This is a genomic window from Campylobacter sp. 2018MI10 (genome assembly GCF_018501175.1).
Taxonomy (GTDB): domain Bacteria; phylum Campylobacterota; class Campylobacteria; order Campylobacterales; family Campylobacteraceae; genus Campylobacter_E.
Map to the genome: position 1 here is coordinate 1 of NZ_JAHCZD010000027.1, position 11714 is coordinate 11714.

At 28.9% G+C, this 11714-nt stretch carries 13 protein-coding genes and 1 pseudogene; 6 read left to right on the plus strand and 8 right to left on the minus strand.

Annotated features, from left to right (window positions below; translation table 11 throughout):
• Window positions 1-177: 177 nt before the first annotated feature.
• Window positions 178-732 carry a YceI family protein gene (locus KJR01_RS09205; RefSeq protein ID WP_214118870.1) on the minus strand — a complete coding sequence of 185 codons (555 nt, stop codon included), beginning with the start codon at window positions 730-732 and terminating at the stop codon, window positions 178-180.
• Between the two features lie 93 nt (window positions 733-825).
• Between KJR01_RS09205 and KJR01_RS09210 the strand changes: the two genes are divergently transcribed.
• The 6 genes from KJR01_RS09210 (at window position 826) to KJR01_RS09235 (ending at window position 7171) form a co-directional block, all read left to right on the plus strand.
• Entirely contained in the window at window positions 826-2010 is a 1185-nt protein-coding gene (locus tag KJR01_RS09210; protein ID WP_214118872.1) for a saccharopine dehydrogenase family protein, read from the plus strand.
• A gap of 79 nt (window positions 2011-2089) precedes the next feature.
• Window positions 2090-3574, plus strand: a complete 1485-nt coding sequence (locus KJR01_RS09215; RefSeq protein WP_214118874.1) for a COG3014 family protein — start codon at window positions 2090-2092, stop codon at window positions 3572-3574.
• Window positions 3575-3578: 4 nt separating this feature from the next.
• Window positions 3579-3953, plus strand: a complete 375-nt coding sequence (locus KJR01_RS09220) for a DUF1425 domain-containing protein (RefSeq protein ID WP_214118876.1) — start codon at window positions 3579-3581, stop codon at window positions 3951-3953.
• A gap of 9 nt (window positions 3954-3962) precedes the next feature.
• A complete protein-coding gene (gene lpoB / locus KJR01_RS09225) occupies window positions 3963-4583 on the plus strand; it encodes a penicillin-binding protein activator LpoB (protein ID WP_214118878.1) in 621 nt (206 codons plus the stop codon).
• A complete protein-coding gene (locus tag KJR01_RS09230; RefSeq protein ID WP_214118880.1) occupies window positions 4577-5959 on the plus strand; it encodes a DUF6844 domain-containing protein in 1383 nt (460 codons plus the stop codon). The genes lpoB and KJR01_RS09230 overlap by 7 nt, the downstream gene beginning before the upstream one ends.
• Window positions 5960-5968: 9 nt before the next feature.
• Complete coding sequence (locus KJR01_RS09235) at window positions 5969-7171, plus strand: CsgG/HfaB family protein (protein WP_214118882.1); 1203 nt, start codon at window positions 5969-5971, stop codon at window positions 7169-7171.
• Between the two features lie 22 nt (window positions 7172-7193).
• Here KJR01_RS09235 and KJR01_RS09240 read toward each other — a convergent pair whose 3' ends face one another.
• The 7 genes and pseudogenes from KJR01_RS09240 to KJR01_RS09270 form a co-directional block, all read right to left on the minus strand.
• Entirely contained in the window at window positions 7194-7748 is a 555-nt protein-coding gene (locus KJR01_RS09240; protein WP_214118884.1) for a hypothetical protein, read from the minus strand.
• The gene (locus KJR01_RS09245) at window positions 7749-8324 is read right to left on the minus strand and encodes a Cj0814-related protein (protein WP_214118886.1); all 576 of its coding nucleotides are present in this window, start codon (window positions 8322-8324) and stop codon (window positions 7749-7751) included.
• A gap of 5 nt (window positions 8325-8329) precedes the next feature.
• On the minus strand, window positions 8330-8992 hold the full coding sequence (locus KJR01_RS09250; RefSeq protein ID WP_214118888.1) for a hypothetical protein: 663 nt from the start codon (window positions 8990-8992) through the stop codon (window positions 8330-8332).
• A gap of 63 nt (window positions 8993-9055) precedes the next feature.
• Complete coding sequence (locus KJR01_RS09255) at window positions 9056-9610, minus strand: cysteine peptidase family C39 domain-containing protein (RefSeq protein WP_214118890.1); 555 nt, start codon at window positions 9608-9610, stop codon at window positions 9056-9058.
• Complete coding sequence (locus KJR01_RS09260; protein WP_214118892.1) at window positions 9595-10446, minus strand: hypothetical protein; 852 nt, start codon at window positions 10444-10446, stop codon at window positions 9595-9597. Before KJR01_RS09260 ends, KJR01_RS09255 begins: the two co-directional genes overlap by 16 nt.
• Window positions 10447-10476: 30 nt before the next feature.
• Window positions 10477-11094, minus strand: coding sequence for a hypothetical protein (locus KJR01_RS09265; RefSeq protein WP_214118894.1), 618 nt, complete (start codon window positions 11092-11094; stop codon window positions 10477-10479).
• 9 nt (window positions 11095-11103) lie between these two features.
• A pseudogene (locus tag KJR01_RS09270) lies at window positions 11104-11714 on the minus strand (hypothetical protein); the annotation flags it as partial.

Consider the following 11714-nt stretch of genomic DNA (forward strand, 5'->3'; position numbering starts at 1 on the left):
AATATCCAAAACATAAGTAATGAATTAAAAATAAGCGAAGATAAATTAAAAGATTTAATAAGTAGTGATAAGCTAGGAGATTTTATAGATTTTACGAAAGAATTTAAAAAAGATTTAAGCGATACAAGATTAATTGATATAAGAATTTGAAATAAAATTTCAAATTCTTAATTTTAATTATTTTTTATCAGCTTCAGCAAAAATTTGAACTTTTACTTCGTTTGCTACTAAGCTCTCATTTGTATCTTTTGCTACATCAAAATCTTTTCTTAAAAGGTCAAGATTTAGGTCAAACCCAAGTTTAGTTTTATCTCCCATTGTAGCAACACCATTGATAGCAACATCAAATGTTACTTCTTTTTTAACGCCATTTATGTTTAATTCCCCTGTCATTTTTCCTTGTGTATCACTTACTTTTTCGTATTTACTCATAACAAAAGTAAGTTTTGGATTAACTTTTTCATTTAAAAAATCACTTGATTTTAAATGCTCGTCTCTTTTTTCACTATTTGTATCAACGCTTGCTACATCAACGCTTGCATTAAATACTTTAAAAGTTTTATTAGCTTCATCAAAATCTATCATCGCATCAAAACTTTTAAATTTACCCTTAGCATTAGAAACCAACATATGTTTAACGCTAAATTCAACGCTAGTATGAACTTTATCAAGAACAAATTCACTAGCACCTAAAATACCTGCTAAGCTTAAAGCTAAAAATAATTTTTTCATAATATACTCCTAAAATAAAATAAGACTAATATAATCTCATAAAAAGATTAATCATTATCATAAATATTTTATCATAAGCTAAAAGGAGAAAATATGAAACATTTATTAATAATTGGAGCTGGTGGAGTTAGCCGTGTAGCAACCTATAAAGCAGCTGAATATAAATATTTTGATAAAATCACGCTTGCAAGTAGAACAAAAAGCAAATGTGATGAAATAGCAAGTTTTATTAAAGAGCGTTTAGGAGTTGAGATTGCAACTGCTACGATTAATGCTGATGATACAAATGCAGTTGTTAAGCTTATACAAGATATAAACGCTACGATTTTATTAAATGTGGCTTTACCTTATCAAGATTTAGCTTTAATGGACGCTTGTTCTCAAACTAAAATTCCATACATTGATACAGCAAATTACGAACATCCTGATTTAGCTAAATTTGAATATAAAGAGCAATGGGCTAGAAATAATGACTTTTTAAAAGCTGGTGTTCCTGCACTGCTTGGAAGTGGATTTGACCCAGGTGCAACGAATGTTATGTGTGCGTATGCGCAACAATATTTATTTGATGAAATTCATACAATTGATATTATGGATTGTAATGCAGGAGATCACGGCTATGCTTTCGCAACTAATTTTAACCCTGAAATAAACTTAAGAGAAGTTAGTGCAAATGGTAGATATTGGGAAAATGGCGAGTGGATTGAGACTAAACCACTTGAGATTAAAGTTGAACACGATTATCCTGAAGTTGGGGTTAAAGATAGCTATTTACTTTATCATGAAGAACTTGAGAGCTTATGTAAAAATATAAAAGGTTTAAAAAGAATTAGATTTTTTATGACTTTTGGACAAAGCTATATTCAACATATGAATTGTCTTAAAAATGTAGGTATGCTAGGAATTGAGCCAGTTGAACATCAAGGAATGAAGATAATTCCTATTGAGTTTTTAAAGACACTTTTACCTGACCCTGCAAGTCTTGGTGCAAGGACTAAAGGCAAGACAAACATAGGTTGTATTATTGAAGGTATTAAAGATGGCAAGGCTAAAAAAGTATATATTTATAATGTTTGCGTGCATGAAGAATGCTACGCTGAAACTGGCGCTCAAGCAGTAAGCTACACAACAGGCGTTCCTGCTGCAATTGGAACATATTTAATAGCAAGTGGCAAATGGAGCGGAAAAGGTGTATTTAATATGGAAGAATTTGATGCAAAACCATTCTTTGATGAAATGAATAAAATGGGTCTTCCTATTAAAATACTAGAGCTATAAAAATAAACAATAATTCTTATTATTTAAGAATTATTGAATTTTAAAAAAAATTAATATATATTAATTAAGTTTTTATAAAATGGCGTTTTTTAAAAATGGGGGGGGGTCGGCGATGTTAAGAGTTTTGTTAAAAGTTTTTATTTTAGTTTTTACTTTACTAGTATTAAATGCTTGTTCTTCTGTCTTTTTAGGCTACGAAGAAGAAAATAAAAATAAAATATATTCTTTAGATACTAAAGACTGCGAATTACTTACGAAAAAAGAGCTAAAATACTCAAAAGAAAATGTATTAGAAAAGATTAAAGACCCACTTTACAACGGCAATTATTACGGATATCAAGCGTTCTTGTGTAAGTCTTATAAAGATAGTATTAAGCTATTTGATTTGGTTGAAGATGGTTATAAAGATAAAGATGAAAAAAATCTATTGTTAAAGATTGGAGAAGGAGTTTTAGAAGGTCTTTTTAATGATAATATAACTGATTATAGCGGTCAATATTATGAAAAAATGCTAACTAATACATACAAATCAATGAGTTATCTAGCTTTAGGCGAATACGATGAAGCTGGAGTTGAAATCAAAAGAGCCTTAGATAGACAAAAAAGAAATAAAGAAGAATTTGAAAGCGATATTTTAAGCGAATTAAACTACTTACAACAAAAACCTAGAGAAAGTAATGAAGTAATAGACATTATAAATAATAGTGTCCCAATTCCTGCTTATAAGTCTTATGCTAATTATTCTAATCCATTTGTTAGCTATTTTTCTGCTCTTTATTATATTTTAGATGGTAGGTCAAATAATTCTATTGATTTATTAAAAGAAGTTTATTCTCAAGAAAATGATTTGCTGTTTTATCAAGATTATGAATTAGCTAAAAACAATTTCAACACTAAAAGAATAGCAAATAAAGTAAAAAAAGGAATGCAAATATCTAAAACAAATAAATATATTTGGGTAATTTATGAAAATGGTAAATCTAAATCTTTAAAAGAATTTAATCTATCATTGCCTATTGTTTTTATTAAGAAAAACGATAATGATATAGATTATAAAATTCCTTTTGGAAATGAAAAATACTCTGTTTATGCTAATCAATTAGCCGTTAGTAGTTTAGTGTTTTCAATAGCAATTTTAGGAGATAGTAGCGATGCTTATCCATTTATAGTAGCGAATAATCAAAAAACAAGACTTCTAAGTGATATGGATAAAATAATAGGCGCTGAATACAAAGCTACATTAATACCTAGAATATCTAAGTCTTTTTTAAGAGCGATTACTAAAACAATGATTAGTGTAAAAGCTAATAAAGAGAATTTATATTCTGGCATAGGTGTTGATTTGGTAAATAATTTATTAAACCATTCTGATATTAGATACTTTATAGGTTTACCTAAAAACTATCAAGCAATTAGAATTGCAAATAGTGGAAGTATAAATATTGCAAGTCCAAATTCTCAAACACTATTTTCACAAGAATTAGATATAAATAAACATTATGTAATACTTGTAAAAATTCCTACAATAGGAACTGAATATATAACAATATTTGAAGAAAGGTAAAAAAATGAAAAAATATATCTTAACCGCTTTTGCTGTATTTTTATGTTCGTGTGCTAACAATGCAAATGTAATCAAAAACAATCAATGCTTTAATGTAAGCTATTTAGATGAAGATTTAAATAAAATTCTAAAATGCGAAGAAAGAAGCAATAATGATTTTAATAACCTAATAATTAGTATCGAACTTACTAATATAAGCAATAATGAACTAAATCTTAAATACTCACAAGATTGGTTTTATGATAATGGTATGCATGTTGATAATTTAGGTTTAGCTAAAAAAGAGCTAACACTACAACCAAAAGAAACAAAATATATAAAATTAGGTGCTCCAGCAAACGCACATAATTACAAAATAAAAATTAACAAATTTAATTAAGGAGACAAAATGAAAAAATACTACACACTAGCTTTAGCACTAAGTTTAGGAGCTTGTGCAGCTGCACCAAGTTATGTCGTTGATGAAGTAAATAATGGCAAAAATCAGCCTGTTTCACTAGGTATTGATGATATAGATTTACAAAATGCGGCAAGAGATTTGATTAATTCTATGTTAGCAAGCCCTGTTTTTGCTACTTCAAATCCAAACGAACGCCATATTCTTGTAATGAGTAGGATTACTAATGATACAATGCAACATTTTGATACAGATATTCTTACTAAAAAAATAAGAATTGCTTTACTTAATTCTGGTCGTGTTTATGTAACAACAGCAATTGGAGCTAATGGGGCTGAGGATAATATGACCCACGCTACAAGAGAATTAAGAGATAATGACGAATTTAATCAAAAAACAATCGCTAAAAAAGGCACAATATTAAGTGCAAATAGGTCTTTAAGCGGTAAAATAATTCAAAGAAATACTAGAATTAAAGGAACTTTTAGTGATTCTCAAAGAGTTGATTATTATTTCCAAATGACGGTTACAAATCTTGATAATGGCTTAGCAATTTGGGAAGATGAAATAAAAATTAATAAACTTGGTTCAAATAGGAGTGTAGCATGGTAAAAAAAGTATTATTAAGTTCTGTATTAGCAGGTATTTTAAGTATTGGAGCATTTGCAGAAGAAACTAAAAATCAAGAAGTAGTTAATGAAGTAACAACACCAAAAGAAGAAAGTGTTGTAAGTCAAAATATAAAACCTTCAGTTGATGAAGTGTTGCCAATTAGCGATGAAAACAATGGCTTTGTTGATGATGAAAATGATATTTTAAGAATGATGAGTGAAGTAGCAGAACAAATAGAAGATAAAGCAAGTGGAAGAGAAGCTTTCATTTCTCCTGCTATTCCAATTCCTGTATTTAGAGAAGACCCAAAATACTATGATTATTTAGCAAGTGCTTATAGTGAAGCATTTTTAAGATTAAAAGCAAAAATCGTTATGGAAAAATACGGCATTTATCAAACAAAAGCTATTTTAAGTGGTTATGGCGATGATTTAAGTGATGCTGATATTGATAAATTAATAGAGCAAGAAATTAAAAGTCAAAAAGAAAAAAACAGAACAGCAGAAAACATTATAAATGCACTAATTAAAAAAATCGTAGGAGATGATGCTATAAAAGAACAAGAATTAATTTATAAAGCTGAAAAAATCAAAAACTCTCAAGATTTTAAAACAGAATCGCTTAAAACAGCATTTGGTGCTGTAAATGGTTTAATTCCTTATGAAAATTATATTGTAAAAGGCAAAAATGGCTATGACCAAGTTGGTCTAGTAGCTTATATATCGCCTAAATCAATAGAATTAGCAGAAGCTTTAAAAGGTGGATATTTAGCAAAACCAACAGCTAAAAAAGAACAATGCAAAAATGCAAGAGAATTAGCAAATAGTATTAAAACCCCACTTTCAAAATTAGGGCTTACATTTTTCTATGATGAAAATTGCCAACCAGCATTAATTTCTTATGGTATGAAAAACTATGAAAATAAAGGTAAATTTGCAGATAGAAAAGCTGAAAACGCTATTAAAGTTGCACAAATGAAAGCAGAGCAAAATCTAGCTATGTTTATAGGAACTCAAATTAGCACAAAAGAAAGAGAAAGAACAGTTCAAAGAGCTATGGAAAAAGTAGCAGTTGAAGTTAAGAGCAAAGATGGCATTGATGAGCAAACAGGTGGTTTAGTAGAAGAAAATGCTATTTCAACAGTATTCCAAGAAAATATGAGTGCTAGTGCAAGTATGAAACTAATTGGCACAAAAATTGTAAATAATTGGAGAAAAACAAAAGGTGAGCAAGGTGTAACAGGAGTGATGGTATATTATTCGCCTGCAAGCGTTCATGAATCAAAAAGTGGTTTAAAACCTACACAAACAGTAACACCACCAACAAATACTTCAAAAGTAATTCGCTCTAAAAATGTAGAAGTTGATGATTTCTAGGATTAAATTATGAAAAAGATATTAATTATTTTTTTAGGCTTATTTTTAGTAAGCCTAAATGCTAAAGTAGTAACTACAACTAGCACAAAAACTGCTACCGGAGAAGGCTACGGCATTACTTATAGCGAAGCCGTTGATAATGCATTAGCACAAGCTGTTACTAAGCTAAATGGTGCATATATTAAAGCTAGTAATTCTTTTAGTCAAACACAATTAGAATCAAGTGCAGACGGAACAAACATTAATGCTTTATTTAATCAAAAAATTAGCAAAGCAACAAATGGTCGCTTTAGCTCTTTTGAAGTTATAGAAAATACAAAAACAGAAGATGGATTTAGAGTAGTCGTAAGTATTCAAAAAACAGCAGTTTCAAAAAAATACGAACTAGCCGGAATGAAAAACGATAGAAGAAAAATCATCGTAGCACCTGCTCTAAGTCCGAATAATTTTTCTTTATTAGGAAGAGATAGCGAACAAATAACAAGAGATTTAAGGTTTAAAATAGAAAGCAATATCCACAAAACTCGTAAATTTGATTTATTGGATAGACAAGAAGGAGAAGCATTAGCTGTTGAAAGAGATATAATTTTAAATGACGCAAATAAAGATGAAGCTTTAAAATTAGGTCAAAATCTAGGCACTGATTATATATTACTTTACACCATAAGCGATGTTAATACAACTAATAAAAATTACTCAATTATTGGCAGTGGTAGTAGTTCTAAAGTAAGTGTTAGTATAAATTATCAAGTTATTACATTTGCAACTAGACAAATAAGATTTGCTGATAGCATAAACCTTGATATAAAATCTAAAGATTATGATAGCATTTTAAACAATATTGCAAGCACTATTGTATTAAACACTCAAGCTGCTATTTATCCGCCAAAAATAGAAAAAATCAGCAATAATCAAGCAGTTTTTACTCAAAGCCTACCTATAAATACACAACTAGAATGCTATAAAAAAGGCGATAAAATCTATGATAGTTACACAAAAGAGCTAAACGGCTACGAAGAAATTTTTAGTGCTTTAGTGCAAGTAACTAATGCAAATGCTAAAACAAGCTATGCAAAAATACTAGAAGGTAATGCAAATAAAGGCGATATTTGTAGATTTAAAAATATTGGCAATAACTCTACAAGTAATGATGCAAATGGAAAAGATGTAAAAGATATAACACCGGTTCAAGGTGGTGGATTTATATTTTAAAAATAAAAAGAATTTGATTTATTCAAATTCTTTTATCATACAAATTCTTACTATCTTTATACGCCATTAAAATAGCTAATAAATCTCTTTCATCTTTGATATTTTGAATATTAATTTTACTAAGTATTTCTTCCATACTTTCACGAGTGCTTGTGCCTTTTACTTCTATGGCTTCGAATGGTTTTTCTTCTTCATATTCAGCTTTTATTTTTAGATATTCTTTTTTAAAATCATCTATGCTTATTTTTTCATCTGCAAATAATCTAAAAAGCCTTTCATCATCGCTAAAATTAAATCTTAAATCATCATAATATGTAAAGCTACCACTACTACTATTTATAGGATTTGCTTGCAAAAAGCTTTGCAAATCTTTTTTAATCTCTATATCAGAATGCTTTGCAAAAGCTCTTTGATAAATACTATCTGTCTTATAATCATTTTGAACTTGTAAAAACAAATCAAACATATCATTAGGCTTAGCAATTTGGCTAAGCTCTTTGCTTAAATCTATCTTTTTTAAATCTTTATTATTTGTATTAATGAGATTTATTTGATTTAAAGATGGGTTGATTTGCATTTATGTCCTTTTGTTTATAAACTCGGTTTCTAGCATAGATAAAACATAAGCATCATAGCTATCTTTTTGCTCTCTTAGAGATTTTACCAAGTTTGCTAAGTTTTCTTTATACACATTTAAATCGCTCTTTACTTCAATCGGTTCTCTTTTAATCTCTTTAGTATCTAGCTCTTTTGCTGCTAAATCCTTAGTAATTGCTAAAAGCCATCTAGGTTTAAATTCTTCTATGCTTAAATCACTATTTAATAAGCTTTCTAGCTCATCATTTAAGGCAATTTGCCCGTTTATTGAATTTGAATTAGTCATAATAAAGCTTAAAAGTTCGCTTAATTCATTTAAACTACTTTTATCATCAAGCCCTAATAGTTTGCCATAAATAGTAACTTCGCCATTCTTACTAACCCCACTAAAACTCTTACCCCAATTATCGTGATTATATAAATTAGAAATGCCTTTTAAATCATCAGAGCTTACTGGCTTAGAATTTAAATCTTTATTAGTTTCAGTCCTTATCTCATCTCTTAAAAATATTTGCCTTAAATCCAAAATACTCTGATTGTTATTTATAATTGTCATTTTAACTAAACCCTTTTATCATATAAATTCTCGCTATCTTTATATGCCATTAAAATAGCTAATAAATCTCTTTCATCTTTGATATTTTGAATATCCATTTTACTAAGTATTTCTTCCATACTTTCACGAGTACTTGTGCCTTTTACTTCTATGGCTTCGTAAGGTTTTTCTTTAGTTTGTTCTTCTTTTTCTTCTTGTTTAATTTCTTCTTTTGTATTTATTGCATTATTTCTTAAATTTTCTTTTTCTTTAACTCTAGCTTGTAATTCTTCAACGCTTGGCATTTTCTTACTATCTATATAACCTAAAGGAAAATCATCAGGCAAACCTAAAGATGGCATATTTAGTGAGTTTAGCGTTCTATCAAGCTCTTTTTTATCAATTTCTACCCAATTTTTCATAAATTCTTTGCTTATTTCTTCTACTAAATCAGGGTCTAATGCTCCAAACACACAATAACCTGCCTTTTCTCCAAGATTTAGATTTTTATCATTTATTGGATTGTAAGTCGGATCGTTTTCTAGCTTTTGCTGGGCTAGTTTAAGATATTCTAAACTAGCCTTTCCATCTTCATAATAAGGTTTATTGGCTTGAATATCTAGGTTATCATTTTTTTTACTAATTTTAGTTGTTGGATATGTTATATAAGAATTAGCCGTTATTTTCATAATCATCTCCTTTATCATCTATATCAGCAAAATTAACAAAAACTTTAAAAATATAAAACTTATTTAAATTTCTTTTATTTGACTTGGGCGTGGTAAATTTGGCTTTAGTTCTTTTGTAATATTTGGCTTAATTATTAGAGCGTATCCACCTAAACTATCTTTATCCCATACGCTATAAAATTCTTTTTTAGAGCTTAGATATTCGCCAAAGCTTGGGTCATATACTTTCACAAAATCCCCATTAATATTATTTACCACTACAAAATGTGGAAATCTCGGGTCATTTTCAATCTTTACTATAAAAGGCACGAATATTTTTTCAAATATATTACGATTTAATTTATAAGCTTTTGCATTAAAACCCAATTTATTTAACGCATTATTTAATTCATTAAAACTTAGCATATTAGTATTTTTATCTAAAACTTCTAAAATATCTTTTTCACTAAAACGCTTGATATTTGTTAGATTTAGCAATGTCGCTATACTACTTGCCCCACAAGATTCTTCATAACTTTGTCTTACTACGGAGTTATTTTTGATTTGTCTATAAGACTTCACTGCAAACTCGGCATTAAGACAAGTTATAGTTATAAAGATTATTAGAATTTTTGCCATAAGCTAATACCAAACACACTATCAGGAGCAGCTGAACCACCACCAAAACTAGCGTTAAAACTGATACTTGTATCATCATTTATACTATAAGTTGAGCCTACACTATATGTTGGGATACTTCTTAGATTTGTATATTTTACACCATTGATTTTCTGAGCTGCTTGAAAACTCTGTGAAGCTTCTAAATCAAGCGTAATTTTAGGGCTTAATACTATACTAAGATTTGCACCAAAATTATAAGAATTTCCATAATTTATCGCTAGTTTATCAAAAGTCCTAGTATCATTATATGTAAATCCCATATAAATACCCCAAATAGCAGGGTCGCTATATCCTTTTAAGTTTAGCTTAGCTGAATGTGATTTAAAATAAAAACTTTTATTTGTATCAAGTGCTTTTTCTCTTTGTAATAATCCTGCTTGATAAGAAAAACTAAGTATTTTATCACTAAAACTATCAAATCTATAATTAAACCCAAGCCACAAGCTCTCAAATGAATAATGAGTTTCACTTTTTGGCTCACCAGTAAAGAAATTACTATATTCATTTCTAGTAGCATTAGCACCAAGAGAAGCTATAAAATCAAGCTTGTTATTAAATGAATATATCAAAGTTTCATTCAAACTAAGCCTTTTATTATCAGTCCAAATCACAGGATCGCCTCCTATTATTAGACTTGGATAACTTGTGTAGATATTAGCATTCCCGCTAGTGATTAAACTAAGACTTGTAATGCTTCTAAGTCCGATTTGTCTTTTAAAAAGACTATCAATAGTAATAGCATCAGAGCCAAATAAAAAGCTTAAAGTAAATGCTATAAAAAATAACTTTTTCAAACTCTTCCTTTCAATTTAAAATATAAAATTTCAAACCCTTTTATCATATAAATTCTCGCCATTTTTATAGGCTAAAAATATAGCTAATAAATCTCTTTCATCTTTAATATTTTGAATATTAATTTTGCTAAGTATTTCTTCCATATTCTCACGAGTGCTAGTGCCTTTTACTTCTATGGCTTCGAATGGTTTTTCTTTAGTTTGTTCTTCTTTTTCTTCTTGTTTAATTTCTTCTTTAGATTGTGATATTTTTAAATCTTCATCTGTATTAGAAAAAATACTTTTCATTAATTTATTTTTTTCTTCATCATTTATGCTATCTGAAGTTAATTTATCTAAATTTTTAAAAAGTTTATTTAGAGTTTTTACTAATTCTTCTGGATCAATGTCTGGAGATTTCTCCAATTCCAACCTTATATTCTTTACAACATCAGGGTCTAACGCTCCATACATACCATAAGTTAGCTTATCACGAAGACCTAAATTATTGTCATATAATGGTTTATAGGTCGGATCGTTTTCTAGCTTTTCTTGAGCTAGTTTTAGATATTCTAAACTAGCCCCATCATTTGCTTTATTTTGTGAGTTTTTATTATTAAGCGTATTTGCATAAGTATTTGAAAAATTATTTACTCCATTAACCATCATAATAAATCCTTATCTTGCCATTCTTAGCAAATCTGCTCCTACTGCTTGTTTTATTTCTCTTAATACTTGATTATATTCTAATTGAAAACTATTCGTAGCTTCATGGTCAAACCAACGATTAAGCATATATATTAATTCTCGAACTGTACTAGCATTTGAAAGATTTAAATACTCTTTTTCTACAGCATATACATGAGTAACTGGTGCCATCACTCCATTACCCACATTTGTATTTTTTATACCGTATAATAAAACATGACCTGTTATAGTTCTGCCGCCTAATGCGCTAATATAATCTACAAGTCTGCCGTAATTTCTATCAATATGCTCTCTAGTACTAGGATTCGCGTAACATTGAGTTTGCCCTAAAGGACAAAGCCCTATACTATTTTTTATCAATAAACCATCACTATTAAATCTAGCGCCTAACTCATTTGATGTATGTGGGATAGCCAACACAAATGCCATACCACCATATGTGTATATATCGGTTAAAACATACCCGCCATGAACTTTATTCATCTCTTCAGTATTTAAAACTTTAACACCTAATGAATTATCACTTATAGCACCTTTGCTAATATCTGCTAATAAATCATTAGCATTAGCACTTAAGCCTA

What these genes read in the sequence shown, in the direction of transcription:
- KJR01_RS09220 (WP_214118876.1), top strand. Translation starts at nt 3,579, where the DNA reads ATGAAAAAATATATCTTAACCGCTTTTGCTGTATTTTTATGTTCGTGT.
- KJR01_RS09245 (WP_214118886.1), bottom strand. Translation starts at nt 8,324, where the DNA reads ATGACAATTATAAATAACAATCAGAGTATTTTGGATTTAAGGCAAATA.
- KJR01_RS09265 (WP_214118894.1), bottom strand. Translation starts at nt 11,094, where the DNA reads ATGATGGTTAATGGAGTAAATAATTTTTCAAATACTTATGCAAATACG.
- KJR01_RS09250 (WP_214118888.1), bottom strand. Translation starts at nt 8,992, where the DNA reads ATGAAAATAACGGCTAATTCTTATATAACATATCCAACAACTAAAATT.
- KJR01_RS09235 (WP_214118882.1), top strand. Translation starts at nt 5,969, where the DNA reads ATGAAAAAGATATTAATTATTTTTTTAGGCTTATTTTTAGTAAGCCTA.
- KJR01_RS09210 (WP_214118872.1), top strand. Translation starts at nt 826, where the DNA reads ATGAAACATTTATTAATAATTGGAGCTGGTGGAGTTAGCCGTGTAGCA.
- KJR01_RS09215 (WP_214118874.1), top strand. Translation starts at nt 2,090, where the DNA reads ATGGCGTTTTTTAAAAATGGGGGGGGGTCGGCGATGTTAAGAGTTTTG.
- KJR01_RS09255 (WP_214118890.1), bottom strand. Translation starts at nt 9,610, where the DNA reads ATGGCAAAAATTCTAATAATCTTTATAACTATAACTTGTCTTAATGCC.
- lpoB (WP_214118878.1), top strand. Translation starts at nt 3,963, where the DNA reads ATGAAAAAATACTACACACTAGCTTTAGCACTAAGTTTAGGAGCTTGT.
- KJR01_RS09240 (WP_214118884.1), bottom strand. Translation starts at nt 7,748, where the DNA reads ATGCAAATCAACCCATCTTTAAATCAAATAAATCTCATTAATACAAAT.
- KJR01_RS09230 (WP_214118880.1), top strand. Translation starts at nt 4,577, where the DNA reads ATGGTAAAAAAAGTATTATTAAGTTCTGTATTAGCAGGTATTTTAAGT.
- KJR01_RS09205 (WP_214118870.1), bottom strand. Translation starts at nt 732, where the DNA reads ATGAAAAAATTATTTTTAGCTTTAAGCTTAGCAGGTATTTTAGGTGCT.